Annotated in this window: 34 protein-coding genes and 2 tRNA genes; 17 read left to right on the forward strand and 19 right to left on the reverse strand. The window is 64.0% G+C overall.

The annotated features are described in order from the left end of the window. The first annotated feature begins 301 nt into the window (after nucleotides 1-301). The 9 genes from thrS to B551_RS21785 all read left to right on the forward strand — a co-directional run bounded on the left by thrS (nucleotide 302) and on the right by B551_RS21785 (nucleotide 8,500). Nucleotides 302-2,209 (forward strand): threonine--tRNA ligase, encoded by a 1,908-nt coding sequence (thrS, locus tag B551_RS21745; protein WP_023265010.1) that lies wholly within the window; start codon nucleotides 302-304, stop codon nucleotides 2,207-2,209. A gap of 41 nt (nucleotides 2,210-2,250) precedes the next feature. Next, nucleotides 2,251-2,772, forward strand: coding sequence for a translation initiation factor IF-3 (gene infC / locus B551_RS21750; RefSeq protein ID WP_082371427.1), 522 nt, complete (start codon nucleotides 2,251-2,253; stop codon nucleotides 2,770-2,772). A 160-nt stretch (nucleotides 2,773-2,932) separates the two neighbouring features. Beyond that, nucleotides 2,933-3,130 (forward strand): 50S ribosomal protein L35, encoded by a 198-nt coding sequence (gene rpmI / locus B551_RS21755; protein WP_006575466.1) that lies wholly within the window; start codon nucleotides 2,933-2,935, stop codon nucleotides 3,128-3,130. Nucleotides 3,131-3,158: 28 nt separating this feature from the next. Continuing rightward, nucleotides 3,159-3,515 (forward strand): 50S ribosomal protein L20, encoded by a 357-nt coding sequence (gene rplT / locus B551_RS21760; protein WP_006575465.1) that lies wholly within the window; start codon nucleotides 3,159-3,161, stop codon nucleotides 3,513-3,515. A gap of 178 nt (nucleotides 3,516-3,693) precedes the next feature. After that, complete coding sequence (gene pheS, locus B551_RS21765; protein ID WP_172682488.1) at nucleotides 3,694-4,731, forward strand: phenylalanine--tRNA ligase subunit alpha; 1,038 nt, start codon at nucleotides 3,694-3,696, stop codon at nucleotides 4,729-4,731. A gap of 120 nt (nucleotides 4,732-4,851) precedes the next feature. Next, entirely contained in the window at nucleotides 4,852-7,299 is a 2,448-nt protein-coding gene (gene pheT, locus B551_RS21770) for a phenylalanine--tRNA ligase subunit beta (RefSeq protein WP_023265012.1), read from the forward strand. 85 nt (nucleotides 7,300-7,384) lie between these two features. Next, a complete protein-coding gene (locus tag B551_RS21775) occupies nucleotides 7,385-7,777 on the forward strand; it encodes an integration host factor subunit alpha (protein WP_370646864.1) in 393 nt (130 codons plus the stop codon). Nucleotides 7,778-7,921: 144 nt separating this feature from the next. Further along, nucleotides 7,922-8,365 carry a MerR family transcriptional regulator gene (locus tag B551_RS21780; protein WP_006575462.1) on the forward strand — a complete coding sequence of 148 codons (444 nt, stop codon included), beginning with the start codon at nucleotides 7,922-7,924 and terminating at the stop codon, nucleotides 8,363-8,365. Between the two features lie 58 nt (nucleotides 8,366-8,423). Further along, a tRNA-Pro gene (locus B551_RS21785) sits at nucleotides 8,424-8,500 on the forward strand. A gap of 59 nt (nucleotides 8,501-8,559) precedes the next feature. Here B551_RS21785 and B551_RS21790 read toward each other — a convergent pair. Both B551_RS21790 and B551_RS21795 read right to left on the reverse strand, forming a co-directional pair. Beyond that, complete coding sequence (locus B551_RS21790; protein ID WP_006575461.1) at nucleotides 8,560-8,793, reverse strand: tyrosine-type recombinase/integrase; 234 nt, start codon at nucleotides 8,791-8,793, stop codon at nucleotides 8,560-8,562. A 61-nt stretch (nucleotides 8,794-8,854) separates the two neighbouring features. Beyond that, nucleotides 8,855-9,844: a class I SAM-dependent methyltransferase gene (locus B551_RS21795; RefSeq protein ID WP_006575460.1), complete on the reverse strand. Its 990-nt coding sequence runs from the start codon at nucleotides 9,842-9,844 to the stop codon at nucleotides 8,855-8,857. A 1,224-nt stretch (nucleotides 9,845-11,068) separates the two neighbouring features. Between B551_RS21795 and B551_RS21800 the strand changes: the two genes are divergently transcribed. Then, nucleotides 11,069-11,299, forward strand: coding sequence for a hypothetical protein (locus tag B551_RS21800; protein ID WP_023265015.1), 231 nt, complete (start codon nucleotides 11,069-11,071; stop codon nucleotides 11,297-11,299). Nucleotides 11,300-12,499: 1,200 nt separating this feature from the next. Here B551_RS21800 and B551_RS21805 read toward each other — a convergent pair. Then, nucleotides 12,500-12,850, reverse strand: a complete 351-nt coding sequence (locus B551_RS21805; protein WP_006575458.1) for a glyoxalase superfamily protein — start codon at nucleotides 12,848-12,850, stop codon at nucleotides 12,500-12,502. Between the two features lie 193 nt (nucleotides 12,851-13,043). Between B551_RS21805 and B551_RS21810 the strand changes: the two genes are divergently transcribed. The 7 genes from B551_RS21810 (at nucleotide 13,044) to B551_RS21840 (ending at nucleotide 19,171) form a co-directional block, all read left to right on the forward strand. After that, nucleotides 13,044-14,648: a methyl-accepting chemotaxis protein gene (locus B551_RS21810; protein ID WP_023265016.1), complete on the forward strand. Its 1,605-nt coding sequence runs from the start codon at nucleotides 13,044-13,046 to the stop codon at nucleotides 14,646-14,648. 124 nt (nucleotides 14,649-14,772) lie between these two features. After that, the gene (locus tag B551_RS21815) at nucleotides 14,773-15,855 is read left to right on the forward strand and encodes an enoyl-CoA hydratase/isomerase family protein (RefSeq protein WP_006575457.1); all 1,083 of its coding nucleotides are present in this window, start codon (nucleotides 14,773-14,775) and stop codon (nucleotides 15,853-15,855) included. Between the two features lie 151 nt (nucleotides 15,856-16,006). Further along, on the forward strand, nucleotides 16,007-16,567 hold the full coding sequence (locus B551_RS21820) for an NADPH-dependent FMN reductase (RefSeq protein ID WP_006575456.1): 561 nt from the start codon (nucleotides 16,007-16,009) through the stop codon (nucleotides 16,565-16,567). An 81-nt stretch (nucleotides 16,568-16,648) separates the two neighbouring features. Continuing rightward, nucleotides 16,649-16,978 (forward strand): hypothetical protein, encoded by a 330-nt coding sequence (locus B551_RS21825; RefSeq protein ID WP_006575455.1) that lies wholly within the window; start codon nucleotides 16,649-16,651, stop codon nucleotides 16,976-16,978. Between the two features lie 88 nt (nucleotides 16,979-17,066). After that, the gene (gene dusA, locus B551_RS21830) at nucleotides 17,067-18,122 is read left to right on the forward strand and encodes a tRNA dihydrouridine(20/20a) synthase DusA (RefSeq protein WP_083492705.1); all 1,056 of its coding nucleotides are present in this window, start codon (nucleotides 17,067-17,069) and stop codon (nucleotides 18,120-18,122) included. A 613-nt stretch (nucleotides 18,123-18,735) separates the two neighbouring features. Then, on the forward strand, nucleotides 18,736-18,990 hold the full coding sequence (locus B551_RS21835) for a hypothetical protein (RefSeq protein WP_006575453.1): 255 nt from the start codon (nucleotides 18,736-18,738) through the stop codon (nucleotides 18,988-18,990). A gap of 105 nt (nucleotides 18,991-19,095) precedes the next feature. Next, a tRNA-His gene (locus B551_RS21840) sits at nucleotides 19,096-19,171 on the forward strand. Between the two features lie 107 nt (nucleotides 19,172-19,278). Here the strand turns inward: B551_RS21840 and B551_RS25810 are convergent. The 16 genes from B551_RS25810 to B551_RS27285 form a co-directional block, all read right to left on the reverse strand. Continuing rightward, nucleotides 19,279-20,325, reverse strand: a complete 1,047-nt coding sequence (locus tag B551_RS25810) for a tyrosine-type recombinase/integrase (RefSeq protein WP_006575452.1) — start codon at nucleotides 20,323-20,325, stop codon at nucleotides 19,279-19,281. Beyond that, nucleotides 20,322-20,531, reverse strand: coding sequence for a DUF4224 domain-containing protein (locus tag B551_RS21850; protein ID WP_006575451.1), 210 nt, complete (start codon nucleotides 20,529-20,531; stop codon nucleotides 20,322-20,324). Before B551_RS21850 ends, B551_RS25810 begins: the two co-directional genes overlap by 4 nt. A gap of 69 nt (nucleotides 20,532-20,600) precedes the next feature. Beyond that, on the reverse strand, nucleotides 20,601-21,113 hold the full coding sequence (locus B551_RS26265; protein WP_157072071.1) for a hypothetical protein: 513 nt from the start codon (nucleotides 21,111-21,113) through the stop codon (nucleotides 20,601-20,603). After that, nucleotides 21,110-21,613, reverse strand: a complete 504-nt coding sequence (locus B551_RS21860) for a hypothetical protein (RefSeq protein ID WP_006575449.1) — start codon at nucleotides 21,611-21,613, stop codon at nucleotides 21,110-21,112. Before B551_RS21860 ends, B551_RS26265 begins: the two co-directional genes overlap by 4 nt. Continuing rightward, on the reverse strand, nucleotides 21,613-22,002 hold the full coding sequence (locus B551_RS21865; RefSeq protein WP_006575448.1) for a hypothetical protein: 390 nt from the start codon (nucleotides 22,000-22,002) through the stop codon (nucleotides 21,613-21,615). The genes B551_RS21860 and B551_RS21865 overlap by 1 nt, the downstream gene beginning before the upstream one ends. Then, entirely contained in the window at nucleotides 21,992-22,261 is a 270-nt protein-coding gene (locus B551_RS26270; protein WP_006575447.1) for a hypothetical protein, read from the reverse strand. Before B551_RS26270 ends, B551_RS21865 begins: the two co-directional genes overlap by 11 nt. Beyond that, nucleotides 22,251-22,736: a Lar family restriction alleviation protein gene (locus B551_RS21875; protein ID WP_006575446.1), complete on the reverse strand. Its 486-nt coding sequence runs from the start codon at nucleotides 22,734-22,736 to the stop codon at nucleotides 22,251-22,253. The genes B551_RS26270 and B551_RS21875 overlap by 11 nt, the downstream gene beginning before the upstream one ends. Beyond that, nucleotides 22,729-23,106, reverse strand: a complete 378-nt coding sequence (locus tag B551_RS21880; protein WP_006575445.1) for a hypothetical protein — start codon at nucleotides 23,104-23,106, stop codon at nucleotides 22,729-22,731. The genes B551_RS21875 and B551_RS21880 overlap by 8 nt, the downstream gene beginning before the upstream one ends. Next, nucleotides 23,099-23,287, reverse strand: a complete 189-nt coding sequence (locus B551_RS26275) for a hypothetical protein (protein ID WP_157072072.1) — start codon at nucleotides 23,285-23,287, stop codon at nucleotides 23,099-23,101. The genes B551_RS21880 and B551_RS26275 overlap by 8 nt, the downstream gene beginning before the upstream one ends. After that, nucleotides 23,287-24,441 carry a hypothetical protein gene (locus B551_RS21885; protein WP_006575444.1) on the reverse strand — a complete coding sequence of 385 codons (1,155 nt, stop codon included), beginning with the start codon at nucleotides 24,439-24,441 and terminating at the stop codon, nucleotides 23,287-23,289. Before B551_RS21885 ends, B551_RS26275 begins: the two co-directional genes overlap by 1 nt. Next, entirely contained in the window at nucleotides 24,434-24,565 is a 132-nt protein-coding gene (locus B551_RS27275) for a hypothetical protein (protein ID WP_256364485.1), read from the reverse strand. The genes B551_RS21885 and B551_RS27275 overlap by 8 nt, the downstream gene beginning before the upstream one ends. Beyond that, nucleotides 24,555-24,914 (reverse strand): hypothetical protein, encoded by a 360-nt coding sequence (locus B551_RS21890; protein WP_006575443.1) that lies wholly within the window; start codon nucleotides 24,912-24,914, stop codon nucleotides 24,555-24,557. Before B551_RS21890 ends, B551_RS27275 begins: the two co-directional genes overlap by 11 nt. Before the next feature lie 29 nt (nucleotides 24,915-24,943). Beyond that, on the reverse strand, nucleotides 24,944-25,066 hold the full coding sequence (locus B551_RS27280; RefSeq protein WP_023265019.1) for a hypothetical protein: 123 nt from the start codon (nucleotides 25,064-25,066) through the stop codon (nucleotides 24,944-24,946). A gap of 115 nt (nucleotides 25,067-25,181) precedes the next feature. Beyond that, nucleotides 25,182-25,418: a hypothetical protein gene (locus tag B551_RS21895; RefSeq protein WP_006575442.1), complete on the reverse strand. Its 237-nt coding sequence runs from the start codon at nucleotides 25,416-25,418 to the stop codon at nucleotides 25,182-25,184. Then, the gene (locus tag B551_RS21900; RefSeq protein ID WP_006575441.1) at nucleotides 25,415-25,810 is read right to left on the reverse strand and encodes a hypothetical protein; all 396 of its coding nucleotides are present in this window, start codon (nucleotides 25,808-25,810) and stop codon (nucleotides 25,415-25,417) included. The genes B551_RS21895 and B551_RS21900 overlap by 4 nt, the downstream gene beginning before the upstream one ends. A gap of 3 nt (nucleotides 25,811-25,813) precedes the next feature. Further along, on the reverse strand, nucleotides 25,814-25,945 hold the full coding sequence (locus B551_RS27285) for a hypothetical protein (RefSeq protein WP_256364486.1): 132 nt from the start codon (nucleotides 25,943-25,945) through the stop codon (nucleotides 25,814-25,816). Nucleotides 25,946-26,118: the final 173 nt, after the last annotated feature.

Raw genomic sequence — 26,118 nt, forward strand, 5'->3', positions numbered from 1 at the left:
CAGTACATTTCACCGAAGGACATCCAGACGCCATGGTTATGACATCGCGAACTACTACCGCTGACAAGCGACAGTAGGTCGAGGTGCGTCTTCGTCCCAGGTCGCCCGGTACATCGGGCCGATCGATTGGGTGAAATTATGAAAAACGCGGCCTTGGCCGCGTTTTTTTTCGCCTGTCGCCTGCCAGCACCCTGATAAGCTGCCGGTCGCCCGGTCCCATGCGGGGCGGCCAGTCGAGAACTATTCATCCGCCCCGAAGCGACGATCGCGTTGCCGGCGGATTCCCTGTAAGAGGTCAAAGATGATCGCAATCACGCTGCCGGATGGCTCCCGCCGCGAGTTCCCCGAACCCGTCACGGTCGCCCAGGTCGCGCAGAGCATCGGTGCCGGCCTGGCCAAGGCCGCGCTGGCCGGCAAGGTCGACGGCAACCTGGTCGATACCAGCTACCTGATCGATCGCGATGCCTCGCTGGCCATCGTCACGGACAAGGATCCGGAGGGCGTCGAGGTCATTCGCCACTCGACGGCCCACCTGCTGGCCTATGCGGTCAAGTCGCTGTATCCCGACGCGCAGGTCACGATCGGTCCGGTGATCGAGAACGGCTTCTACTACGACTTCGCCTACAAGCGCCCCTTCACGCCGGAGGATCTGGCAGCCATCGAGAAAAAGATGGTGGAGCTGGCGAAGAAGGACGAGAAGGTGTCGCGCGAGGTTTGGAGCCGCGACGAGGCGGTCAAGCTGTTCGAATCGATGGGCGAGAAGTACAAGGCCGAGATCATCGCGTCGATTCCGGCCGGCGAGGAAATCGGCCTGTACCGCGAGGGAGAGTTCGTCGACCTGTGCCGCGGCCCGCACGTGCCGTCCACGGGCAAGCTGAGGGTCTTCAAGCTGATGAAGGTGGCCGGCGCCTACTGGCGCGGCGATGCCAACAACGAGATGCTGCAGCGGATCTACGGCACGGCCTGGGCCCGCAAGGAAGACCAGGACGCCTACCTGCACATGCTCGAGGAAGCCGAGAAGCGGGACCACCGCAAGCTGGGCAAGCTGCTGGACCTGTTCCACCTGCAGGAAGAGGCGCCCGGCATGGTGTTCTGGCATCCGAAGGGCTGGCAGATCTGGCAGGCGGTCGAGCAATACATGCGCGGCCGGCTGACGGAGGCCGGCTACAGCGAAGTACGCACGCCGCAGGTGATGGACCGTTCGCTGTGGGAGAAGTCCGGCCACTGGCAGAACTACAAGGAAAACATGTTTGTCACGGAGTCGGAGAAGCGCGACTACGCGATCAAGCCGATGAACTGTCCCGGCCATGTGCAGATCTTCAACCACGGCCTGCGTTCGTACCGCGACCTGCCGCTGCGGCTGGCCGAATTCGGCTCCTGCCACCGCAACGAGCCGTCCGGCGCGCTGCACGGCCTGATGCGCGTGCGCGGCTTCGTGCAGGACGACGCCCACATCTTCTGCACGGAAGAGCAGATCGTCGCCGAGGCCAAGGCCTTCAACGACCTGGCGTTCTCGGTCTACGACGACTTCGGCTTCAAGGACGTCGCCGTCAAGCTGTCGCTTCGTCCCGAGCAGCGTGCCGGTTCGGACGCGGTCTGGGATCACGCCGAAGAGGGGCTGCGGATGGCGCTGCGCGCCTGCGGTGTGCAGTGGGAGGAACTGCCGGGCGAGGGCGCCTTCTACGGCCCGAAGGTCGAATACCACATCAAGGACGCGATCGGCCGTTCGTGGCAGTGCGGCACGCTGCAGCTGGATCTGGTGCTGCCGGAGCGGCTGGATGCCGAGTTCGTCTCGGAGGACAACTCGCGCAAGCGGCCGGTGATGCTGCACCGGGCGATCCTGGGCTCGTTCGAGCGCTTCCTGGGCATCCTGCTGGAGAACCACGCCGGCGCGCTGCCGGCCTGGCTGGCCCCGGAGCAGGTCGTGGTGATGAATATTGCGGATTCGCAGGCGGAATATGCGGAAAACGTCGTGCAACTGCTGCAAAAACAAGGGTTTAGGGCCAAGGCGGATTTGCGTAACGAGAAAATTACGTATAAAATCCGCGAGCACTCGCTCCAGAAGGTGCCGTACCTGATCGTGGTCGGCGACAAGGAGCGGGACGCCAATCAAGTGGCCGTGCGTGCCCGTGGCAACGTGGATCTGGGTGTGATGCCCGTCTCCGCGTTCGTGGAGCGTCTGAACAACGACGTCGCCACCAAAGCCTGATGGGAGCACGGCTTGTTTTTTTCTTCTTGAGGTAACGGAACATCGCTACGGACAAAGGTCATCGCATCAACCGCGAGATCAGCGCGCCCGAAGTGCGCCTGGTAGGGGTTGATAACGAGCAGCTGGGCATCGTCAAATTCATGGACGCACTGCGCCAGGCGGAAGACAAGGACTTGGATCTGGTGGAGATCGCGCCCAACGCGTCTCCTCCCGTGGTTCGCATCATGGACTACGGCAAGTTCAAGTACGAGGAAGCCAAGCGCGCCCACGAGGCCAAGCTGAAGCAGAAGATCATCCAGGTCAAGGAAGTCAAATTCCGCCCGGGCACGGATGATGGCGACTACAACGTCAAGCTGCGCAATCTGAAGCGATTCCTGGAAGACGGCGACAAGACCAAGATCACGTTGCGTTTCCGTGGTCGCGAGATGGCCCACCAGGAAATCGGCGCGCGCATGCTCGAGCGGCTCAAGAGCGATCTGGAGGAGTTCGGCCAGGTCGAGCAGATGCCGAAGATGGAAGGCCGCCAGATGGTCATGGTGCTGGCGCCCAAGAAGAAAAAGTAAGCGGGTTTTGCGTGGCGTGCGGGCGCCGGTTGTGCGTCCGGACGACACGCGAACACAGCGCGGGCCGCTCGCGGCGCCGTGCAAAACAAGTGGATGCGGGTCTTGCAAGCGTCGGCGTCAGCCGTCCACCTGCATGCATGTCATAGAGCTGGAGTTTTTCATGCCGAAGATGAAGACCAAGAAAAGCGCTTCCAAGCGCTTTACTGCGCGTCCGAACGGTTCGTTCAAGCGTGGCCAGGCCTTCAAGCGTCACATCCTGACGAAGAAGACCACCAAGAACAAGCGTCAACTGCGTGGCACTCAGGACGTCCATGAGACGAACCTGAAGTCCGTTCGCGCGATGATGCCCTACGCCTAACCCCTGACGAAAACGAAAGGAGAGTTTCATGCCTCGAGTCAAACGTGGGGTCACCGCACGGGCCCGCCACAAGAAAGTCATTGACGCTGCCAAGGGTTACCGCGGCCGTCGCAATAATGTCTATCGCATCGCCAAGCAGGCGGTCATGCGTGCTGGCCAGTACGCATACCGCGATCGTCGCAACAAGAAGCGCGTGTTCCGCGCCCTCTGGATTGCACGTATCAACGCGGCGACGCGTGAGCATGGCATGACCTACAGCGTGTTCATGAACGGTCTGAAGAAGGCCTCGATTGAGCTGGACCGCAAGGTGCTGTCGGACATGGCGATTCACGACAAGCCTGCCTTTGCCGCCATCGTCAACCAGGTGAAAGCCGCCGTTGCCTGATGCCGGTTCCGGTCGCGCAAGCGACCGGGCGCATGCACCGACCGCAAGGTCGAAAGCGGCCTCCGCCAAGGGGCCGCCGAAACGGGGCTCCGAATCGAGTCCCGTTTTTTTTTTGCCGGTCCCGCCGCGTGCGGGACCCAGAGCCATACACCATTCATCGCCGACCACCGCCATGTCACTGGATCCGGACCAAATCGTCGCCGACGCGCAGGCCGCCTTCGCCGCCGCCAACGACAACGCCACGCTGGAAAACGAGAAAGCGCGCTTTCTCGGCAAGACCGGCGCGCTGACCGAGCTGCTCAAGGGCCTCGGCAAACTGGACCCGGAGGCCCGCAAGGAGCAGGGCGCCCGCATCAACCAGGCCAAGCAGCAGGTCGAGGCCGCGCTGCAAGCGCGCCGCCAAGCGCTGGCCGACGCGCTGATGAACGCGCGGCTGGCGGCCGAGGCGATCGATGTCACGCTGCCCGGACGCGCCGTCGCGCGCGGCAGCCTGCATCCGGTGATGCGCACCTGGGAGCGCGTCGAGCAGATCTTCGGATCGATCGGCTTCGATGTCGCCGACGGTCCCGAGATCGAGACCGACTGGATGAATTTCACGGCATTGAACAACCCGGACAACCACCCGGCGCGTTCGATGCAGGACACGTTCTACGTCGACGGCCGCGACAGCGAAGACAAGCTGCTGCTGTTGCGCACGCATACCAGCCCGATGCAGGTCCGCTATGCGCGCATGCACGTCGAGAAGTACCGCGGCAAGGCGATGCCGCCGATCAAGGTGATCTGCCCGGGCCGCACCTATCGCGTCGACAGCGACGCGACCCATTCGCCGATGTTCAACCAGGTCGAAGGCCTGTGGATCGGCGAGAACGTCAGCTTCGCCGACCTGAAGGGCGTCTATACCGATTTCCTGCGCAAGTTCTTCGAGCGCGACGATATCCAGGTGCGCTTCCGTCCGTCGTACTTTCCGTTCACCGAGCCGTCGGCCGAGATCGACATGGCCTTCGAGGAGGGCAAGAATGCGGGCCGCTGGCTGGAGATCTCCGGCTCGGGCCAGGTGCACCCGAACGTCATGCGCAACATGGGGCTGGACCCCGAACGCTATATCGGCTTCGCGTTCGGCTCGGGGCTGGAGCGGCTGACGATGCTGCGCTATGGCATCAATGACCTGCGCCTGTTCTTCGAAGGCGACGTGCGTTTCCTGCGCCAGTTTGCGTGAAGGCCCGGGCGCGTGATTTCACCGCGCCTTGCCTGCCAGCCCGAACGGCCGTAGCGTCATCGTCGAACCCTGGCGGCGCCGTGCCGCCGCCCACAGCATACCCACCGGATCAGTAGCGCCATGCAATTCTCGGAATCCTGGCTTCGTACCTTCGTCAATCCCGACAACCTGACCACCGACGCGCTTTCGCACCGCCTGACCATGGCCGGGCTGGAAGTCGAGGAGGTCGGGCCGGTCGCGCCGCCGTTCGACAAGATCGTGGTCGCCCGCGTGCTCGCCACCGAGCGCCATCCGAACGCCGACCGCCTCAACGTCTGCCAGGTCGACGCCGGCACCGGCGAGACCCTGCAGATCGTCTGCGGCGCGCCCAACGTCAAGCCCGGCATCCTGGTGCCGTGCGCACTGGTGGGCGCCGTGCTGCCGCCGACCGAAGCCGGCGGCAAGCCGTTCGAGATCAAGGTCGGCAAGCTGCGTGGCGTCGAAAGCTACGGCATGCTGTGCTCGGCGCGCGAACTGAAGCTGTCCGAGGACCACGAAGGGCTGCTGATCCTGCCCGACGATGCGCCGGTCGGCGAGAACATCCGCCGCTACCTGGACCTCGACGACCAGGTCTTCGTGATCAAGCTGACGCCGAACAAGGCCGATTGCCTGTCGATCCACGGCGTCGCGCGCGAGGTCGCCGCACTGACCGGCGCGCCGCTGACGCTGCCGGCGATGGAACCGGTGGCGGTCACCATCGATGACCGGCTGCCGGTCAAGATTTCCGCGCCCGACCTGTGCGGCCGCTTCAGCGGCCGCGTGATCCGCGGCGTCAACGCGAGGGCCGCGACGCCGGCATGGATGGTGCAGCGGCTCGAACGCGCCGGCCAGCGCAGCATCTCGGCGCTGGTCGACATCTCGAACTACGTGATGCTCGAACTTGGCCGTCCGTCGCACGTGTTCGATCTCGACAAGATCCACGGTGGCCTTGACGTGCGTTGGGGCCGCAAGGGCGAGCAGTTGAAGCTGCTGAACGGCAATACCGTCGAGGTCGACGAGACCGTCGGCGTGATCGCCGACGACAAGGAAATCGAGAGCCTGGCCGGCATCATGGGCGGCGACAGCACCGCCGTGACGCTGGACACGACCAACATCTATCTGGAAGCCGCGTTCTGGTGGCCGCAGGCGATCCAGGGCCGCGCGCGCCGCTACAACTTCTCGACCGATGCCGCGCATCGCTTCGAGCGCGGCGTCGACTATGCGACCACGGTCGAGCATATCGAGCGCATCACCGCACTGATCCTGCAAATCTGCGGCGGCCAGGCCGGCCCGGTCGACGATCAGGCGGTCAACCTGCCGCAGCGTCCGCCGGTTCGGCTGCGCGTCGCGCGCGCCGAACGCGTGCTCGGCATCGCGCTGAACCCCGCAGACATCGCCGACGTGTTTCAGCGGCTGGGCCTGCCGTTCGGGCAGAACGAGGGCGCCGAAGGCACCGTGTTCGAGGTCACGCCGCCGAGCTATCGCTTCGATCTGGAAATCGAAGAGGATCTGATCGAGGAAGTCGCTCGCATCTACGGCTTCGAGCGGATTCCGGCCCGGCCGCCGGTCGCCGAGAGCGAGATGCGCCCGACCGGCGAGGCACGCCGCTCGTCCCATGCGGTGCGCCATGCCGTCGCCGCCCGCGACTATCACGAGGTGATCAACTTCGCCTTCGTCGAGGAGAAGTGGGAGCGCGATTTCGCCGCCAACGGCAACCCGATCCGCCTGCTGAACCCGATCGCCAGCCAGCTCGCCGTGATGCGCTCGACGCTGATCGGCGGCCTGCTCGACAAGGTTCGCTACAACCTGAACCGCAAGGCCGCACGCGTGCGCCTGTTCGAAGTTGGCCGCGTGTTCCTGCGCAACGCCGCTACCACCGATGGCGGCCTGACGGTCGCAGGCTACGATCAGCCGATGCGCGTGGCCGGCATCGCCTACGGCCCGGCCTTCGAAGAACAGTGGGGCGTGCCGACGCGGCCGGTCGATTTCTTCGACATCAAGGGCGATGTCGAAGCGCTGCTGCATCCGCGCCAGGCGCGGTTCGAACCGGTCTCGCATCCCGCGCTGCATCCGGGCCGCGCCGCCACGGTGCTGCTCGACGGCAAGCCGGTCGGCGTCATCGGCGAGCTGCATCCGCAGTGGCTGCAGGCATACGAGCTGAACAACGCGCCGGTGCTGTTCGAACTGGACCTGGACGCGGTGCGCGACATCGGCTTGCCCGGCTATGCCGAGATCTCGAAGTTCCCGGCCGCCGTGCGTGACCTGGCGCTGGTAGTCAAGCAGACGGTGCGTGTGCAGGATCTCACGGATGCGATGCGCGCCGCCCTCGACAAGCAGGGTTTCGGACGCTATCTGCAGAGCCTCGTGCTGTTCGACGAGTTCCGCCCGAAGACCGCTTCCGCGGCCATCGGCGCGGACGAGAAAAGCCTTGCCTTCCGCTTGACCTTGCAAGATACTGGGGCGACCCTCCAGGACGAGACCGTCGACAGCGCCGTGCGCTGCATGGTCGAAGCCGCCACCGCCGCCTTCGGCGCCCGGCTGCGCGGCTAGCCACAGCCCGAACCCTGAATGGGCCGCCCGGGCACCCGCATCCGGGCGGCAGACTGACGAGATGAACGACCAACACGCGACTCTGATGACCGCAGCAGCATTGGGCGAAGCTGACGACCGGCGCGCGGCTACGCAGCCGGAAGAAGCACCGGAACCGCGCGTCACCGAGGTGCCTACCCTGACCAAGGCCGAACTTGCCGAGATGCTGTTCGACCAGGTCGGTCTCAACAAGCGGGAATCGAAGGACATGGTCGAAGCGTTCTTCGACGTGATCCGCGAAGCGTTGGAGCAGGGCGACAGCGTCAAGCTGTCCGGGTTCGGCAACTTCCAGTTGCGCGACAAGCCGCAACGCCCCGGCCGCAATCCGAAGACCGGCGAAATCATCCCGATCACCGCACGCCGCGTGGTGACCTTCCACGCCAGCCAGAAGCTCAAGAGCCTGGTCGAGGAACGCGCCGGGCTGGCGTCCAGCGACTGACCAACTGACGACAGTCGACGGCCGTAGCGACGCGGTCCATTGCCGCTCCCGCGGCCAGTCTGTATGCTGCTGCTGCGCGCCGAGTCGGCGCGCCATCCCACTCCAACCACCGCCGGCCCGGCCTGAAACCCGTCCGTCCACTGCATGTCGGATAAATCGAGCGAGCGCATCACGTTGCCGCCTATTCCCGCCAAGCGCTATTTCACCATCGGTGAAGTGAGCGAACTGTGCGCCGTCAAGCCGCACGTGCTGCGCTATTGGGAACAGGAATTCACGCAACTCAAGCCCGTCAAGCGACGCGGAAATCGGCGCTACTACCAGCACCACGAAGTGCTGCTGATTCGCCGCATCCGCGAACTGCTGTACGAGCAAGGCTTCACCATCAACGGCGCGCGCAACCGGCTCGACGAAGGGCGGCATCACGCCGAACCTGCCATGCCCGAAGAGGCCGCGCCGCTGCCTCCGGCGAGCACCGGCATCGCGCCGTCCGCGTCCGTCTTGACCGTCGATGTCCCCGCGCTGCGTGCCGACCTGATCCAGGTGCAGCACGTGCTCGCGCAACTGAAGCAGATCGCCGAGAAGGGCTAAAAAATGCGCCCAACCGCCTATTCATTTCGGTGGGGCTTCTGATATACTCTTGTGCTTTCGGGGCGTAGCGCAGCCTGGTAGCGTACCTGCATGGGGTGCAGGTGGTCGGAGGTTCAAATCCTCTCGCCCCGACCAAATTGAAGCCCGCGTAATCGCAAGATTGCGCGGGCTTTTGCTTTTTCTACTGTGGCGCGCTAGAGGCAGGTTCTTGGATGGCATCCAATATCAAGTCGCCGGCAACAGCAGTCGGACAGTGACACTGGAACCTCGCGCTGCTTGATGTAGCCCTGCGTCGTCGAGCCCTCAGCGTGAGCGCCGGCGACCTGCAGTTCGTCCAGATCGTAGCCGGCCTTGCTCGCATCGGTCATGGCCTTCGCGCGAATATCCTTGATGGTGTAGTCCTTCTTAGCCAGGCCAGCGCGCTCCATAGCTTCGCGCCACGCGAACGCTGGGCTGCCGCTGGACGGTTTTCCGAGGCCGGACTAGCGCTTACGGTTTCGGCCGGTACACGGCGAAGACAAAATCAGGGCCGACTAGGCCGTTCCGCTCGAGCCATTCCTCCATCCCTTGCAGCAAGTGAATGAGCGCAAGGTCCTCGCTGGCGGACTCGTCGAAATTAGTGGCGATGCCTTTGAAGACATGGTTCAGGACAGAGCCGCCCAGCGAATGGAACTCGATACGCTCGAACCGTTGGTCGAGGACCGGGACGATGTCCTGCGAGCGGATGGCTTCCGATGGATCTTCCGCAATAACTTCGTGTACAGCTTGGCGCGACGCGGCGTTCTTTGTCGTGGTGCCATCCTTGGAAAGCCGATATCGCGCCGGCAGAAGATGCAAAAGCGTTGTGGCGTAGCGAAGCTGGTCGTCGGAATACTGCAGCCTGTTCGGGCCGACATAGTCGACGATCAGCAGAACGCCACCCGGCTTTAGGCAGGCTCGCACGGCATCGAGGCAGTGTTCCAGGTTTTCGACGTGATGGAGCGAGTGGAAGAAGATCGCGACGTCATAGGACGCCGCAGGAATCTGAAGAGCATTGAGATCCGCGACCTGGTAGCGCAGGTGGGTCGCTCCCATCTCTGCCGCCTTGGTGTTCGATACCCCCGTTAGTTTGGGATTGAGCTCGTAGCCATCAATGGCGGCGCACTCATACCCGAAATTGCCGATCAGGCTCCGCTCAAGGTGCCCGCTCCCCGAGCCAAAGCTCGCCATCCTAATATCGGGCCGGCCCGTGACGTATCTGTCCTTGAAGTACTGGAGGAAATGCAGATTCGGGTCGCCTGTCACGAGCCTGTTGTAGTAGGCATGCATGGAGGCGAGCGAGGCCGCGTTGCCTGCCGTAAAGCGGCGGATGTCCACATCCTCGGCTAGATGGTCCCATGCATTCTCAGCAGTGTTCCGCGCCTTGGCGAAAGCCCTGCGCAGCATGCTGGCAATGCCGCGAGCAGGCGAGGTGGCCTGCTGATCTAGGAAAGTCGCCATTCGTTCCAGCTCCATTCTTGTTGTTGGGGCGACGATGCGTCCCATTGGCCGGAGGATTCTATCAGGCGTCACAATATGTACCCGAGCGTCACCATGTGCGCGCCCTTGTAGCAGAGCGGAATGTTCTTGTTCGTCATGTCGCGCGGCGGCGTGTGGATGTAGGTGTATCGCAGCGTGACGTTCCGATAGGCTACCGACGCGCCGGCGACCCAAGTCCAGTCCCACTTCGGGCTGTGGCTCAGGGCTCGACCGACCCTTCGGGCCCCTAGGGACTGGTATAGGGCCCCACGGTCATGTGCGCTTTCCGGGTGCCGGTGCGTTCACCATCCGAATCGGATACCCTCCGCTGTTTGGCAATCGTGCCATTGTTACTGGACGATTAGCCAAGCAGAGGCCTTGTGACCTCCGGCGGCGCTTCCGCTCGTTAATCCGGGCCCGCGCCTCGCGGTGCATCGTCTCGAACTGCTGCAGTTCTTCGTCGGTCGGGATCTCGCCGCGCCATTTGGGGGGGCTGGCGTGCCGTTGCTGTAGTAAGGCTTCGATGTCCTCGACCAATGTCCTCGACCATGCATGGCTCGCCCGCAAACTTGGCTAGATAAGTGTGCGCCATCAACGTTGCGCCGGGCTGGTCGGCCTCGACCAGCGCTATGAAATGGTGTGCACAGGCGACGCGCTGACGCAGCCGCGCGATTTCCCACAGCAGATCGCGCACCTCAGGCAGCCGGTTCCTCTCCCAGGTGTCGCGTAGCTCTTCGGCCGTCATGGCTGGCGGGTTGGCCGGGCAGTACCACTTGGGCATGGGTCATGTCGCCGCGGCGCCTCAGAGAAGGGGGAACTGCGCAACTTCCCGAGCCAGCACGATCGGCCGACCTACCGGGAAGCGGTGGTGACGGTCGTAGGCGTGGAAGGAAAGAGCGTCCGGTATCCAGCGAAGGGCGTTCGGGTGCCGCGTCTCGATGCCCCGCACCAGGATGGCCGCCTTGGCCCTGCAGTGGATGCCGGTGGCTGTCTGTAGCCAACCGCCATCCGCACCGCATGGGTCGGCGAAGACCCTGACACCAGCCTCATGTCACTGCGGCGCCTCATCGATCGACGAGCTGAAAAGCCGCGCACCGCAAACCTTCGATTTCCGTTCCGGTATCGAAGATTCCCATCATCAACTGCTTCTTTGTTCCGGTTCGGCTTGGCACCATGACAGCTCCTCAACCCCTGAAGGGAGGAAGTATGGACGAAAGCCATTCGCAAGAGCTCGTCAAGCATGTGAGAGAGATCGTCGAACGTCTCGACGACCTGTCCTTCTACGCCGCTTCGTCGACAAGCCAACGACTGCATCTTGCCGCGATGGCGATGCAAGGATTGGTCACCAGTATGTCGGGCGAACTCGAAGTGGAGGCCACCGCGAAGCGGGCCGTTCAGTACGCGGACGCCCTGATCGCAGTGTTGGAAGACGAGTAGAAACGCAGTCGAGTCGAAGAAGAAGCCCGCGTAGTTAGCGCCACGCGGGCTTTTTTGTTGTCTGCGGGCGGTGCTTCGCCGGGCGATCGGACCATCATGGCTTGGTGCTTGGCCCGGGCTTCGTCGGTTGTCTATAGAACCGAGCCCGTTTTCAGTATGAGGAGTGGCATGCTGGAACTAAGGTATCACCGGGCGACGACGAGGTGCGTAGGCCGGTAACAGAGCCGCTGCCCCCATCGGCGGCAATGCGCCGGTCGCCGCGTCTCGTCCGAGCCCATTTCCTGATCGGTTGTTTTTGCCCGATACCTTTGGTGGTATCGGGCTTTTTTTTGCCCGTCAGCCGTACCGGGCAAGGCTCCAATGCAAAACGCCCGACGAGCTTCATCGGGCGTTTCGGGTACCGGCCTGACGGGTCAACCCATTGCGGGCATCGGGATTACGGGTGGGTCGTTCTGGCGATCAGCCGCCAGCGAATGTGTCCCTGCAGGGCCCCATGAACATGGTGGTTCGGCGGGGGCAATGGTTGTTCACGAGGCGAGATGGCGCTGGAACCGCAGCCCTCACATCGATAGATGCCCGAGTACGGTGCCTGGGCACCAGGGGCGAGGACGAGCTCGTAAGCGGGATCTTCCTCTTGCGTGAAATAGCGGGTGTCGTTGCAGAACGGCATATCTCGTCCATGGAAAGGGCCGGGCAGCCATTACGCCACCAGTCGGAGAAGCTTCTGTCGGATTCGGGTTTCCTTCTTTCACATTCCATGATCAACGCTCGTGCTTCCGAAAGGGCCGCTCCGGCAAGGCCGTCCCGCATTGGGCGCTCCGTCAGCCAGTCCGGATTGCTGTGTTCGAAGGCGACGCCAGGCCGCGCAGGTCAACAAGGGCGTTTCCCGCCTTGAGGCGATAGAGGATGCCCTTTTCGCGATGATGGCGACCGTCTTCGCTTCGCGTTGGGCCAGCGCCGTCGGTTCTCTACAGAACCGAGCCTGTTTTCAGTATGAGACACGGCACGCTGGAACTAAGGTATCAGCGGGCGAGGACGAGATGCGTAGGGCGGTAACAGAGCCGCTGCCCCCATCAGCGGTACTGCGCCGGTCGCCGTGTCTCGTCAGCGCCTATTTCCTAGTCGGTTGTATTTGCCCGATGCCTTCACCGGCATCGGGCTTTTTTATGCCCGCGCCGTTGCGAAGCGGAGCCATCTTGCTTAGAGGTGGCACAGGATGTTCACCAGCCTGCCAAACGGATCGCGGACGAAGAAGCGGCGCACGCCCCAGGGTTCCTCGGCGATGCCGTATTCGATCGAGAAGCCCGCCTGTACGGCCTTGGCATGGACCTCGTCGAGGTTGTCGACTTCGATCGACAGGTCGGGCACCGGGGTACCGGAGCCTCCTTCGGTCGCGATGCTGATCTGCGGCGTGGTGTGCTGTCCGGTCGCATAAGTCCGGATCCAGCCGTGATCCATCACGACGTCCATGCCCAGCAGGTCGCCATAGAACGCTTGGGCTTGCTCGATGTTCGGGGCTGCGATATTGGCGACGATGCGCTTGACGGTCATGGTGGTTCTCCGGCGATCAGATCTGGCGATTCTACGGTCCATCGCTCGATTCGAGCGGTCGGCGGCGGCCCGATTCGTACATCGGACGGTTACACAGTCTTTCGTTCCGATGCCGTCAAGGAATGCCCGGGCACGCCGTTGATAGCGGGGCGGCGCACATGCCGCGATCGCATGAAAAGACCGGGGAGCTCGAATGTTTCGCAACACCACCATTGGCGCCAGATTGTGGGGCCTGATTGTCGTTACCAATTTGATCCTGCTGATCGTCGGCGCCTTTGGCTGGCTTGGCATGTCCCGCAGCAACGATGCCACGCGGCAGATCTATCAGCATCAGCTGACCGCTGCAATGCACCTGTCCGAGGCGCGCGCGAACCAGTTGCTGGTGCGCGTGCTGCTCGATCAGGCCACGTTCGCCACCGATTCGGCCGATGCGCTGGCGCGCGCCGATACCGCGGCCGGATTCGCGCGCGCGTCGGAGACGGCGTGGAAGGCCTATCTGGCACTGCCGCGCGGGAGGGAGGAGGACCGTGCCGCGGAGCTGGTGTCGGCGCGCCGGGAGGCGCTGCACAAGCAAGGGGTCGAGCCGATGATTGCCGCGCTGAAGGCGGGCGATCGCGAGCGTGTGATGGCGCTGGTGCTCGACACCATTCCGAAGCTCGATATCGCGTTCACATCGGCCAATGCGGAATTGAACAAGCTGCAGACCGCCGCGGCCGAGGCCGTCTATCAGGATTCGCAGCAGCGCTATGCGAAGCTGCGCGCGTGGTCGCTGGCGCTGCTGGTGCTGGGTCTGGCATTCAGCACGGTCTTTGCCTGGCGGCTGCGCGGCTCGATCGTCGGTCCGCTCGATATTGCGATCGGGCGTTTCGAACGGATCGCCCGCGGGGACTTGAGCGCGGCCCGGACTCTCGATACGCCGCCACAGCGGGATAGTCGTGCCGGAGCCCGTGACGGCGGCTTGGCCGGAGAGGAGAGCCGCAATGAAACCAGCCGCATGCTGGCCATGTTGGCGCGCATGGAGGCAAGTCTGGCCCGCATGGTGGGCGAGGTGCGCAATGGCGCCGATGCGATTGCTGCGGCGAGCCGGCAGATCGCGATGGGCAACGCCGATCTGTCGCAACGCACCGAGGAGCAGGCGGCCTCGCTGGAACAGACTGCGTCGAGCATGGAGCAGTTGACCGGCACGGTGCGTCAGACGGCCGACAATGCGCGCGAAGCGGATGCGCTGGCCGGCGACGCCAGCGGGCTGGCGGAGCGGGGCGGGGAGGCGGTCACGCGCGTGGTCGACACCATGCAGGCGATCGACGCCAGCGCGAACAAGATCGTCGACATCATCGACGTGATCGAGAAGATCGCGTTCCAGACCAATATCCTGGCGCTGAACGCGGCGGTCGAGGCGGCGCGCGCCGGCGAGCATGGCCGTGGCTTCGCCGTGGTGGCGGGCGACGTGCGGGATCTGGCGCAGCGTTGCGCGACCGCGTCCAAGGAAATCCGGGGGTTGATCAATGAGTCGGTGCGCAACGTCCGCGCCGGCAGCGATATCGTCGCCGATGCCGGCCGCGCGATGGAAGACATCGTCGGCGCGGTGCGCCGCGTCAGCGCGATCGTCGGCGGCATCAGCGCCGCCTCGATGGAGCAGTCGCAGGGCATCGAGCAGGTGAACCAGGCGGTGACCCAGATGGACGGCATGACGCAGCAGAATGCGGCGCTCGTCGAGCAGGCGGCCGCCGCGGCGACCTCGCTGGAAGACCAGGCGCAGCGGCTGACCGGCCTGATGGGGCGCTTCCGCCTCGCGTAGATTCCGCATCAATCCCGCATCAATCCCGCTTCAATCCCGCCATCCGGCCGCTGGTACGGATAGCGGGCCGGCATGGCTGGTGTACAGTGGCGGCCTGCATTTCGTCACCACAGGAACAGGAGACATGACCGAGTTTGTTGCAACCGAAGTCGTCGGCGGTGTCGTCTATCTGACGCTGACTCGCCCTCAGGCCCTGAACGCCCTGTCTCTCGACATGGTGCGCGCCTTGACGCAAGCGCTGGACCAGTGGGCGGCCGACCCCGGCGTCGTCGCCGTGGTGGTCGCGGGCGCCGGCGGCAAGGCCTTCTGCGCGGGCGGCGACATCCGCTTCTTCCATCAGGCCGCGCTGGCCGGCGACCCGACGCTGGACCGTTTCTTCGTCGAGGAATACGCGCTCAATCACAAGATCCACCGCTATCCGAAGCCCTATATCGCGCTGATGGATGGCGTGGTGATGGGCGGCGGCATGGGCATCTCGCAAGGCGCGCGGCGGCGCCTCGTCACCGAGCGGACCAAGATGGCGATGCCGGAGACGAATATCGGCCTGTTTCCCGACGTGGGCGGCGGCTGGTTCCTGGCGCGCACACCGGGCCGCCTGGGTGAATTTCTGGGGCTGACCGGCAACGTGATTCACGCCGCCGACGCGCTGTACGCCGGCCTGGCAGATGCCTTCGTGCCGAGCAACGCGCTGGCCGAGCTGGTGGCGTCGCTACGTGCCGGTAGCTTTACCAGCGGCGATGAGGTGCTGGCCGCGATCGACGCCAGCAGCGCGGTGCATCGAGCCGCTTGCGATCCGGCGGCGAGCCTGCTGGCGCGCCAGCGCGACGCGATCGACGCGGCTTTCGGCGCGGCCACGGTGCAGGACATCGTCGCCATCGTCAGCGATGCCGGCGACGACTGGTCGGCGCAAACGGCCGCCGCCTTGCGTACGCGCTCCCCGCTGATGCTTTGTGTGACGCTGGAGCAGATCCGTCGCGCGCGGACGATGGCGCTCGAGGACGAACTTCGCATGGAGCTCGACATGATGCACGACGTGTTCCGCTACGGAGACGGCGTCGAGGGCATCCGTGCGCTGGCGATCGACAAGGACCATGCGCCGAAGTGGCGGCCGGCCCGGCTCGACGAGGTCGAGCGCAACAAGGTGCTCGCCTTCTTCGACAGTCCGTGGCGCGCCGACGAGCATCCGCTCGCTGGCTTGCGGTCGTAATCCACCACGCGCTTCGGTGTACAGGGGCTCTCTGCGCACGGCTGAAACGACATCGGGTTAGAGTGTGGTCTGGGCGCGGGCCGGCGATCGCTGCTCCCGCGGCCTTTCGGCAGTCTTTCCTTTCCCCGTCTCTTTCAGAAAAGGAAGCACGATGAGCACTCCACGCGACGTCGCGGTACTGGTGGGCAGTCTCCGCAAGGATTCCTTCAATCGCAAGCTGGCGTTGGCGCTGGCGCAGTTGGCCCCGCCCGAGCTCAAGCTCGAGATCGTCGAGATCGGCCAGCTGTCGCTGTACAACCAGGACCAAGACGAGAACCCGCCGGCGTCCTGGACCGCGTTTCGTGACCGGATTCGCCGCGCCGACGCGGTGCTGTTCGTCACCCCGGAATACAACCGTTCGGTTCCCGCGCCGCTGAAGAATGCCATCGACGTGGGTTCCCGCCCGTACGGGCAGAGTGCTTGGGATCGCAAGCCGGGGGCCGTGATCAGCGCCTCGCCGGGCGCGATCGGCGGGTTTGGCGCCAATCACCATCTGCGCCAGTCGCTGGTGTTTCTCAACGTGCCGGTGCTCCAGATGCCGGAGGCCTATATCGGTGGTGTCGACAAGCTGTTCGATGAACAGGGCAATATTGGCAACGAATCGACACGTGCCTTTCTAGGCAAATTCCTGACGACCTTTGCGGCCTGGGTGGAGCGCAACGCCGCAAGCTGACCGTGACGGCGCGGCCGCCTGGAGACCCCCCTCTCGTAGGGGGAGTCTAAAGATGGCGAAATCAGCGCCGACAATGCTGATATGGATGCAAGCGACAATTCCTCCGATTTCCCGGAAGGGGCGGCCAACGCCGAACTGGTCGGGTGCTGGGCCACTGCCTCGCCGCAGTTGCTGGCCACCGTGCTGAACAACGCCATCGATGCCGAGGATCTGTCCGGCTTCGCGGCGCTGCTGTCCGATATCGCCCGCGACCGCGGGCTCAAGGGCAATCGCGGCGCGCACCAGTCGATCTACGACATGCCGTACGCGAGTCTGCTGCCGCGCCAGCAGCACCTGCTGGCCGACGCCTTCGACCTGTTCGTCAAGCTGGGGCTGGAACTGCAGCCTCGGCAGCAGCGGCTGAACGACTGAGGCGCCGGGCGGGCAAGGTTGCGGGCTGGCTGGTAAACTCGCGGGTTTTCCTCGTTCCCGTCGATGGACGGGATAACCGACCGAAGTCATGTCCGAATCGCTTGCCGCTGGCGCGGCCCCAGCCCCAGCCGGTCCCGAGAAGGCCAATCCGAGGCGCATTTCGGTGGCGCCAATGATGGACTGGACTGACCGTCATTGCCGCACGTTTCATCGCCACCTGAGCCGCCACACCTGGTTGTACACCGAGATGGTGACGACCGGTGCGCTGCTGCATGGCGATGTCGCCCGCCATCTGGACTTCGACCCGGCCGAGCAGCCGGTCGCGCTGCAACTGGGCGGCAGCGAGCCGGCCGATCTGGCGGCCTCCGCCAAGCTGGGCGAGCGCTGGGGCTACGCCGAAATCAATCTGAACTGCGGTTGTCCGTCTGAACGTGTCCAGCGCGGTGCGTTCGGCGCCTGCCTGATGGCCGAGCCGCAACTGGTCGCGGACTGCGTGCGCGCGATGCGCGACGCGGTGTCGGTGCCGGTCACCGTCAAGCATCGCATCGGTATCGATACGATCGAGCATTACGACTTTGTTCGCGATTTCGTCGGGACGATCGCCGAAGCTGGCTGCCAGACCTTTATCGTCCATGCGCGCAACGCGATCCTGAAGGGGTTGAGCCCCAAGGAGAACCGCGAGATTCCCCCGTTGCGCTACGAGGTCGCCTACCAGCTGAAGCGGGAATTTCCCCAGCTCGAAATCCTGATCAATGGCGGCATCACGCGCTACGACGAGATCGACGCGCACCTGCGCCATGTCGACGGCGTGATGATTGGCCGCGAAGCCTATCATCAGCCGTTCCTGCTCGCGGAGGTCGATCGTCGCTACTACGGCGATACGGGGCCGTCGCCGTCGCGCCTCGATGCCGAACTGGCGATGCAGCGCTATATCGGCGACCTGGTGGAGCGGGGCGGGTATATGGGCGCGGCGACGCGGCACATGCTCGGCCTGTACCGCGGCGTGGCCGGTGGGCGAGGATGGCGGCGCGTGCTGTCGGACGCGCGCCGGATGCACGCCATCCGCACGCGGGACGGCGTCGACGCACTGTTCGAGGAGGCCCGCAGCCATCTGCATGCCGAGCGCTCGCTGCAGGCGGCCTGACCGAAGGACGGGTCGCCGCGTAGTTGTTGCGAAAGGATGGCGCCCGCCGATTGGAGGCCAGACTCTAATTTCGAATCCGGCATGGTGCCCGAAGCTCCGTACCGCCGTGTTCGAGGCACTTTCGGCGCCGGTTGGGGCGATTCCAGGCACCAGGAAAGGGATTCCCCTAGATAGCCAAGCCGATTCCGATTTTCTTAAACTGTCTGTGCCCTCGAATACAGGGCTTTCTTCAACTGATTTTGGAGCCCGCCTCGCGCGGGCTTTTTTTGTCTCGGGCCTCGGCGGTCGCGGCCCTTTCGTTTACCCGAATAGTGCTTGGCGGCGATGCCAGTTACATTGCAATTGCCTTCAGGGCATTGAGATCGCAAGAGTTTAAGAGTCCGCCGTGTGCGGACTTTTTTTTGCCTGGCGCTCCCCGCAGCGGTCCTCCTTCCCGCTCTCTGTCTGCCGCTCCGCTCGGTCCGCGGCTCGCGTTCTCCCGTTCTGCATGATGCCCCGGAGCAACGTCGCCGCTAACAGTTCTCGTTTACCTCATCCAAAGAGATGACCCCCCAACCGGGTGATGGCAAGATGTAGCCAAAAACGACAAGAAGATCTGGCCTCGGAGGGTGGAATGGAAGAAGAAGACGGCTTGTTTGGTGTCGCGTTCGAAGGCTTCCGCGTCGTCTGGGTGGTCGAGCGGTTGCAGAACGGTACCTGGACCGCGCGCTACTGCTGGCATCGCGGCACCGATGCGGCCGCCGCCGCCTCACTGCAGACCGATGTGCTGAACGGCAGGAGCCGAAGACTGCCGGGCACCTATCAGACCGAGCAGGAGACGCTCGATGCGATCCACGAGGCAATTCGGCTCGAAGCCCGCTGGTCTTGATGGCGATCCGCCCGCGCGAAAATTTTTGTGCGTAGTACTAGCCATCGCCAAACGAAGTTTGTATAATCTTGGTTTCCGTCGAGCAGTACTGACGACGGCGCTACGGTGGCTGTAGCTCAGTTGGTAGAGTCCAGGATTGTGATTCCTGTCGTCGTGGGTTCGAGTCCCATCAGCCACCCCAATGAATTCCCTTAAGAAACAGCCGCTTACGAAAGCGGCTGTTTTGCTTTCTGGACATCCATACAGTGGTTTGTTCCCGCCATATTCCCACGGTGGGAATACTCGCCCTCAGAGAGCCTTCCGTTTGACCACCTTGTTTCGGTCGTAGACGCGCGCGGTGATGGCCGGGTTTGCGTGCAGATCGGGCAGGGCGCCGCGCTCGGCCTTATGGGTGGTCGCGTAATACGCCCGCAGGTCGTGGAACGTGAAACGGTCCGTGATCACTTTCTCCTCGAGGGCGGCATTCATGATCTTGCCCCACATGGCCTTGAACCCGGCCGCGGTGTACGCGGTACCGTGCCGATTCGGGAACAGGTACAGGCAGTCCCGATTGCGGGCGGCGTGGACTGCTTCGATCCGGTCCAGCAGATCAGCCAGTTTCGGCGTGATCTCGATCTCCTCGATGATCTCGCCGCGCTTGATGCCGCGCTGCTTCGCGCGCTTGGTGCGGATGACGCCAGCGGCGCGGTCAACCTGCGGCCGGACCAGGTCGAGGAACTCCACCTTTCGATTCCCCGCGACTGCGGCGTATTCGGCAGCGAGGCCGATAACCCTTCGCTGAGGACTCTGCTTGCTGAGCCAATCCAGGAATGCGGTAAGCGCCGCCGTCGCTGGCGCCTTGGTGCGCGGCTGCTCGGTGTTGCGGCGGACTTGCCGGCAGGGGTTTGCCTCGGATTCTCCGCGCTCGATCGCCAGATTGCATAGATTGGACAGCAACGCGACCTCTCGATTCGCGCGGACGGGCGCATCAGCGCGCTCGACCCGCATGTACCTGGCGACATGGGATGCCCGAAGGTGGCCAGCATGGACCTCCGCGAACCGGGGCTCGAGCTGCAGCCAGCACTGCTCATAGTCGCGGCGCGTCGCCGCGGCCAGCTTTTTCCAGTCAGGGGTGTCCCGGTACTGGAGCCAGAGCCGGCCGAACGTGCCAGCGTCGTCCCCCTCGCCGGTGAGGTCCAGCACCCTCCGGATCGCCTCTGTGCGATCGGTGCCCAGGTTGATCGGCTTGCCACCGACAGGGTGGTACCGATAGGTGACCAGGCCATCGCGGCGCGGCCGCGCTTCCATTCTCGGCAACAAGCCCTTGCCGGCCTTGACGGTGCGGGGACGGTTCATGCCGCGACGCTCCAACGCGGTTCGGTGCGGCCTTGGTTCCCCTTCACGGGCCCGCGGTTCACCTGCTCCCAAGTGATGACGGGGTGTCCGTCGACCTTGACCGGCGCGTCGATGCCGAGCTGCTTCTTGATCCAGCGCCGCTGCGCCGCGCCCTGAACCAGCCCGCCCGTCAGTTCTTTCAGCTCATTGTTGGTCAGTACCGCCATTTCTCTCTCCCAGATGCTCCGGGTCATTCCGATGATTCGTGCTGCTGCCTCTTTCATACCCTGCGGAATTCAACTACCCACACCCAAGGGTTTGCGTCCCAGGCGCGTCTGCGTCTTGCTGCGGTCGAGAGTGGCGCGCACCATGGCGCCGGATAAGAGGATGAGGCGTTTTTTCGTCATGCTAGGATTGGCAAAACTAACGGAGGGACTATGTTCGATTTCCCGGCGTGGGCGGACGCATACATCAGGCCACTCTTCGGCGGCGATGCCGAAATGCGTTTTCCTGAAGGTGGTGAGGAAAGCGGGGTTGCGTTCTTTTCTTGGCCTCTCCCCATTGACGGAAGGGAGAAACGAAGGGGCTCCATGGTTATCGCGCTCGAAGGATACGTCCTTCATGAACTGCGATCCGGGGAGGAAGATCGCCGCGCCGAAATCGGCATGAACATGAGCCGATTCCTCATGCCCATCTTGATGCGCTACGATCCGGACAAACATCCCGGTGGCGCACCTCGTATCGAAATCACGAGCGAGGTCACGGATCGCAGGTAACTCTCCCCACGCGCCGCTTGTCGGTGCGTTCATCGTCGGACCTCCCGGCCGAGCGGGGCATCCTTCCACCACTGCGCGGGCTTGCCACCGGGCCCGTACTCGAACTCGGTGAAGACCTGGCCGAGCTGACCCTTATTGCGCAGGAAGCCCCAGGGTTTGACGTCGCGCGCGGGCACGATGAAGATGGTCCAGACCTCGGCCGGCGTGCGCATCGCCTCGGTTGCTGCGTCCGGCGTCAGCACGACACGATGGAAGGTGTCTCCGGTCAGGAAGTTGAACCAGCGGACGCGTCGGAAGCCGCTGTAGTGCCGCGTTGCCTCCCAGTACCAGCCGAGCAGCACCAACGAAATCGCCCAGCGCCAAGGATGGTCATGCAGGCCACGATCGGGATCGGAGCCGACGAAGCGGTGGAGGTAGACACGGATGCCGAAGAGGGAGCAGACGAAGTAGCGCTCCAGGTAGGGGCGGTCCTTCTCCGAGATGATCTTGCAGGGCCGGCGGGCAGAGTAGGCGAGTAGTAGTCGGCGAAGCATCAGGTGTTCTCCTTGTTGGTCTTGGTGACGGCATCGATCGCTGCGTCGAGTGCCGACTTGTCCTGGTACTCGGTACCGAGGAAGCAGACGGGCCAACCGGCGGCGCAGAAGATGCGATAGCGCTCCGCGTCCTCCCGATTCCACTCGACCGTCTGGCGCAGCCGCTTGTTGTCCGCCTCAACCATGCGAATGTGGTCTTGAAGCATGGCGACCTTCTGCACGTAGTGCTGTGGATCGAAAGCATGGAGCCGGTGGATGTAGTCGCGCAGCGGCCGGGGCAGAGCCTTGAGATTCCGCGCCGATGGCACCCAGTCCGGCGTGATGCGCAGCTTCTCGGTGACCAGGCGATTCCGCTGCTGAGCGAGTTCGCGCAGGCGTTTAACCTTCATGGTCGGCTCCTTTGATTTCCGCGCGGATGTATCTGGCGGCCTCTTGCGGCGTCATGTTGCTGTACATGTCGTCGCAAATCTCCGCCGCCCGCTCCATACCAGCCGCGCAAGCAAAGGCACACGCCGCCTTCCACGTCGTCCAAGCGGAGTACGCTGAGGCCAACGCATAACCGTCCCCAAGCCGATGGACGCGATCCTTGGGGTAATCCTCACCGAAGAAGTCAGCCTCGAACGCCTCGCGCACCTGGTCATTGGTCATCGACCTTCTCCCCCTTGCTGGCTGCGGGCTGGCACCAGGAGCACCGCGAGCACATTTCCATCTGCCCGATGATGGTGCCGACCTCGCTCGTCGGCTCTCCACACTGCGGGCATGTGCCAATTTGCTGCCCCGCATCGCTGGCTGGCGGCGTGGGCGCGGCTGGTATGCGATGTTTCGCGCAAAAACCACATGGGCACGTGGCGCGGGGAAGCCCGCTGCCGATGTGAATGCCGTCCTTGTATTGGCGTTCAATGTCATCGGCCGCCGACGGCACTCCCGCCCGCTGCCCGTCCGTGGCGCGGCGGTTCCAGGTTTCGAGAAGGTCGGCCCTTCCGGCGTCGTTGGCCGGAAACCGGAAGTCGGAATCCACCAGCAGGCAGCCATCGTCATGCTGGCCGACGGCGTAGTGCCACTCACGATTGGAGTGGACACGCATCGCACACCCGCAGAACGGGCACGGTTGCAGTTCAGCCATGTCCTTTCTCCTTGCGTGCCGCGTCGATGGCGGCGTCGAATGTGGGGCCGCGCAGTTCCATCCCTCCGAATAGCCAGTTCGGGTTGCCCATCTTGTACGACTGGACTTGGATGGCGGTGTCCCGCAGGAACCGATACCGCGCCGCGTCCTGCTCCAGCTCGCGGATGCGCTTCTCCGCCGCCTCGGCCCGCTGGCGCATATCGTCCCAGTCCTTGAGTCTGTCGGCGGCTTGGTTGCACCACGAATCACGGTCTGAGGTCAGCTCGCGGATGTGGGCGACGAGTTCCATCGCTTCGTCGATGTTCAGGCCGCCATACACGCCGATGCGGCGCTCAAGGTCGTTGAGGTCGTTCAGGTTCAGCTCAGCCATGGTTGCGCTCCCCCTCTGCCGCTTGCGAGGCGATGCGTCTCTTTGGGGCGATCCACACGCAAAGAAGAGCTACGCCTTGGAAATACGTGCGCTCGACTGCGTCCCACCAATTGCGATCGTTCAGTGCCGCATATGCGAAGTTTCCTGCCGCCACCATGATGAAAATGAAGCGTAGTCGCATCACGCCTCCTTCGACGCGGCGAGGGCGGCATCGCCTCTCTGCAAGCTCTCTGCATTCTCTTTGACGCTCTCTGCGTGCAAAGAGGCGGGGGCGGCTTGGGCGAGGATGGCGCGGACCAGCGCCGGCAGGTTCGCCGCCGCGTTGGAATTGCAGACGATCCACTGCCCGGCGTCGCCCTTGCGGGTCCATCCGTACTGTTCGGCGATCTCGAAGACGCGCTCATCCGTCAGCCCCTGCGCCCCGGTGGCGGCTTGCGGCGCGGTGTCGCCCATCTGGTTGTGCAGATCGGTGATAGCGGCTTCCAATCGGTGCGCCAGCGCGTCGCCCTTACCGGTAGTGGTGGCGACATGCTCGGCCCATTCCCCATCCTCCAGCATGCGTACCATCGCCTCGACGGCATCGCGCAGCGGGTCGTCCTGCCCCGTCCCTGCGGCGGGCGCGGCGAGTAGGGCGTAGAACGTCGAGCGCAGCTCCATAGCTTTGCGGCCCAAGCGGTTGCCGAGCGCCTTCGATTGTTTGCCGTGCGATACAAGCCCTGCAGCGGTCATTACGTCGGTCAGGAACCGGCTAACCTCCGTCCACGCATCCACCCCGCGCGCTTCCTCGGCGGGCGCGACGCTAAACGGATGACCGCAGTTCGGACAACGCGCCATAACCTCGTCAGCGCGCTCGCCTGCCGACACCACCTTCCATGCTTCACCGCCAGCCGGCGCGGCGGCCTGCTGCGCGCACGGCTGCGGGGCGGCGAAGAGGCGCGTCCCTGCGGGCAGCTCGACATACAGCTTGGCATGGTATGTCGGGGGTTCTCCGGGGACCATCGCCATGGTGAATACGTGTCCGACGGCCTGGTCGGTGGGTGCCGCACGGGACAGAACCTTGCGCTCAATGGCCCGGGCGAAGTTGATGTGCTCGTAAGCGATTCCGTCGTAATCGACACCTACCGTGTCGACCGCGGTTTCGCGGATGTCCTGCTCCGTCAGCCACACCGCCTCGGCTGTCGCCTGATGCGCGACGGCTGCGCGTGCCAGCCAGGCGCGCCGCGCTGACTCCTTGTGCGCCCATGCACTGGGCGCGACGTCGGTGGGCCACTGGCCGGTGCCCCACCAGGACTCGAAAGCTTCTTGCTCACCGACAGGCTGGGTTTGCTCAGTCATGGGTTTGATCCTTGAGGCAGTCGTCCACCACGCGCTTGATGGCCTGGTGGTGGAGGTAGGCGCCGAGCGCCATAAAAGCTGCGCACATCGCGAACGTGGCCACGATCACAATCTCAGCGCGCATCCCGACCTCCATTGGCCTTTGCGTACGGCTTCCAGCCGAGGGCCGGCAGCCCGGTGCGCTTGTCCTTCACCGCATTGCCTTTCTTGTCTACCTTGGGGGCGCGAACCATGACGCGCGGCGCATGAACGCGGGAGGTGCGTTCGGCCACCTCGATCCAGTCCTGAGCGAACTGGGGAGCATCGAAGGTCGGGCTCACTTGTGTAGGTTTGGCGCTGAGCAGGATCTGTTCGGCAGCGTCGTGAACCTGTTTGCGCCAATCCTCCATCGAGAGGCCCACCGCTGACACCTTCTTCTCAGCGCGCTTCAGCGCGAGGGTGAAGCTCATGCCGTACACACAGAATGCGGACATAGATTTCTCCGGATCTATCGTGACCGCCGTCAGGCGGGAATGACCTTGACCTTGCGGGCGCCGCGGCAGATGGCGTCGATCACCGCATCGATGCTGCAGGGGTAGACACCCGGGTAGGCGTACCGCCCGTCGATGTAGACGTGGAAGATCATGCGGACCTCCAGACAGGGGTAGTGGTCGCATCGGCGTCTAGGTAGGCGTGCAAGCCGAGGAGGGCGAGGGCGCCGACGGCGACAGCGAACCAGAAGAGAAGGGCGCGGAGGATGGTCACCGGACCGTCCCTCCGGCGCGCGCGATGGTGTCGGCCCGCTCGTCGGCGCGGGAGAGGCATTGGCCAGCCACGCCGTCCCGCGCATTGCGCTCGGTCCACACCATCAGCTGGCAGGGCGACATGAGCAGCAAGGCGTTGCGGATAATGACGTGCGCGCGCTCAAGCTCGTGCAGCAGCTCGGTGTGCGCGTCCTCGACGCTGGCCTTGCGGGCGGCGGCTTGATCGGCGGTCATGCTTGCCGTCCTGCGAAGTCGAAGGCCGTCAACACGTACTCGCGCACGTTCTTGACCTCGTAAAAGCGCGGCGGCATCAAATATTTCTCGATCCAGCCCTCGATCAGCGCCTCCAATTCGGCCTTTGCTTCAGGCGTCGAATCTGCGAAGTCCGCGGCGTAGTCGCCGCCGATCTCGTAGGCGTACTCCCCGATCATGTCGAGGACATTGTCGACGCGGAACAGGTCAGCTGCTTTGGGGCGATGCGCCTCTCCGACGTACACGACATCGCCGGCACTCAGCGTATCGCCGTAGGTGTCCAGCAGATCGTCCACGCTGTCGCAGTTGAAGGTCTCGTTGTCGCGCGACCAGCACTGCTCGACTGGTGCGCAGGCATTCGTGGCGTCAGCCATGGCTCAGCCCTCCGCGCCACCGCGAACAACACCAACAGCGATCACCACGATCGCCAGCCACACCGCACCGATGAAAAGCATGAATTGCCCCATCCCGCATCTCCGAAATTGTCGATCCGGGTTGTAGTAAAGCATGCTTTATTTAAATGCGCAAGTATGCTTTAGGTCAGTCCTCCAGTACTCGAGCCAAAACCTTGGTCATCACCACGGCGGAAAGCCGCCGGGAAGTGGTGAAGACCCCGCTAAGTTCGTACGCGAGTTCTCCAGTCGGTAGACGTTCGATAACGATCGTGTCTCTGCTTGCGCTG

The organism is Cupriavidus sp. HPC(L) (assembly GCF_000307735.3).
Lineage (GTDB): Bacteria > Pseudomonadota > Gammaproteobacteria > Burkholderiales > Burkholderiaceae > Cupriavidus.

Coding starts and splice junctions, on each gene's coding strand:
- B551_RS26265 (WP_157072071.1), bottom strand. CDS start 21,113: ATGAACGCACCGACAAGCGGCGCGTGGGGAGAGTTACCTGCGATCCGT.
- pheT (WP_023265012.1), top strand. CDS start 4,852: ATGCAATTCTCGGAATCCTGGCTTCGTACCTTCGTCAATCCCGACAAC.
- B551_RS25810 (WP_006575452.1), bottom strand. CDS start 20,325: ATGAACCGTCCCCGCACCGTCAAGGCCGGCAAGGGCTTGTTGCCGAGA.
- B551_RS27275 (WP_256364485.1), bottom strand. CDS start 24,565: ATGCGCGCTGAGATTGTGATCGTGGCCACGTTCGCGATGTGCGCAGCT.
- B551_RS21790 (WP_006575461.1), bottom strand. CDS start 8,793: ATGGAGCGCGCTGGCCTGGCTAAGAAGGACTACACCATCAAGGATATT.
- B551_RS27280 (WP_023265019.1), bottom strand. CDS start 25,066: ATGATCTTCCACGTCTACATCGACGGGCGGTACGCCTACCCGGGTGTC.
- B551_RS21865 (WP_006575448.1), bottom strand. CDS start 22,002: ATGAAGGTTAAACGCCTGCGCGAACTCGCTCAGCAGCGGAATCGCCTG.
- B551_RS26270 (WP_006575447.1), bottom strand. CDS start 22,261: ATGACCAATGACCAGGTGCGCGAGGCGTTCGAGGCTGACTTCTTCGGT.
- B551_RS21795 (WP_006575460.1), bottom strand. CDS start 9,844: ATGGCGACTTTCCTAGATCAGCAGGCCACCTCGCCTGCTCGCGGCATT.
- B551_RS21900 (WP_006575441.1), bottom strand. CDS start 25,810: ATGGCTGACGCCACGAATGCCTGCGCACCAGTCGAGCAGTGCTGGTCG.
- thrS (WP_023265010.1), top strand. CDS start 302: ATGATCGCAATCACGCTGCCGGATGGCTCCCGCCGCGAGTTCCCCGAA.
- B551_RS21890 (WP_006575443.1), bottom strand. CDS start 24,914: ATGTCCGCATTCTGTGTGTACGGCATGAGCTTCACCCTCGCGCTGAAG.
- B551_RS21885 (WP_006575444.1), bottom strand. CDS start 24,441: ATGACTGAGCAAACCCAGCCTGTCGGTGAGCAAGAAGCTTTCGAGTCC.
- B551_RS21825 (WP_006575455.1), top strand. CDS start 16,649: ATGGATGCAAGCGACAATTCCTCCGATTTCCCGGAAGGGGCGGCCAAC.
- dusA (WP_083492705.1), top strand. CDS start 17,067: ATGTCCGAATCGCTTGCCGCTGGCGCGGCCCCAGCCCCAGCCGGTCCC.
- rpmI (WP_006575466.1), top strand. CDS start 2,933: ATGCCGAAGATGAAGACCAAGAAAAGCGCTTCCAAGCGCTTTACTGCG.
- B551_RS21850 (WP_006575451.1), bottom strand. CDS start 20,531: ATGGCGGTACTGACCAACAATGAGCTGAAAGAACTGACGGGCGGGCTG.
- B551_RS21880 (WP_006575445.1), bottom strand. CDS start 23,106: ATGGCTGAGCTGAACCTGAACGACCTCAACGACCTTGAGCGCCGCATC.
- B551_RS21860 (WP_006575449.1), bottom strand. CDS start 21,613: ATGCTTCGCCGACTACTACTCGCCTACTCTGCCCGCCGGCCCTGCAAG.
- B551_RS21815 (WP_006575457.1), top strand. CDS start 14,773: ATGACCGAGTTTGTTGCAACCGAAGTCGTCGGCGGTGTCGTCTATCTG.
- rplT (WP_006575465.1), top strand. CDS start 3,159: ATGCCTCGAGTCAAACGTGGGGTCACCGCACGGGCCCGCCACAAGAAA.
- B551_RS21820 (WP_006575456.1), top strand. CDS start 16,007: ATGAGCACTCCACGCGACGTCGCGGTACTGGTGGGCAGTCTCCGCAAG.
- B551_RS21775 (WP_370646864.1), top strand. CDS start 7,385: ATGACCGCAGCAGCATTGGGCGAAGCTGACGACCGGCGCGCGGCTACG.
- B551_RS21805 (WP_006575458.1), bottom strand. CDS start 12,850: ATGACCGTCAAGCGCATCGTCGCCAATATCGCAGCCCCGAACATCGAG.
- B551_RS21895 (WP_006575442.1), bottom strand. CDS start 25,418: ATGACCGCCGATCAAGCCGCCGCCCGCAAGGCCAGCGTCGAGGACGCG.
- B551_RS26275 (WP_157072072.1), bottom strand. CDS start 23,287: ATGCGACTACGCTTCATTTTCATCATGGTGGCGGCAGGAAACTTCGCA.
- B551_RS21875 (WP_006575446.1), bottom strand. CDS start 22,736: ATGGCTGAACTGCAACCGTGCCCGTTCTGCGGGTGTGCGATGCGTGTC.
- B551_RS21780 (WP_006575462.1), top strand. CDS start 7,922: ATGTCGGATAAATCGAGCGAGCGCATCACGTTGCCGCCTATTCCCGCC.
- B551_RS21835 (WP_006575453.1), top strand. CDS start 18,736: ATGGAAGAAGAAGACGGCTTGTTTGGTGTCGCGTTCGAAGGCTTCCGC.
- B551_RS21800 (WP_023265015.1), top strand. CDS start 11,069: ATGGACGAAAGCCATTCGCAAGAGCTCGTCAAGCATGTGAGAGAGATC.
- B551_RS21810 (WP_023265016.1), top strand. CDS start 13,044: ATGTTTCGCAACACCACCATTGGCGCCAGATTGTGGGGCCTGATTGTC.
- B551_RS27285 (WP_256364486.1), bottom strand. CDS start 25,945: ATGCTTTACTACAACCCGGATCGACAATTTCGGAGATGCGGGATGGGG.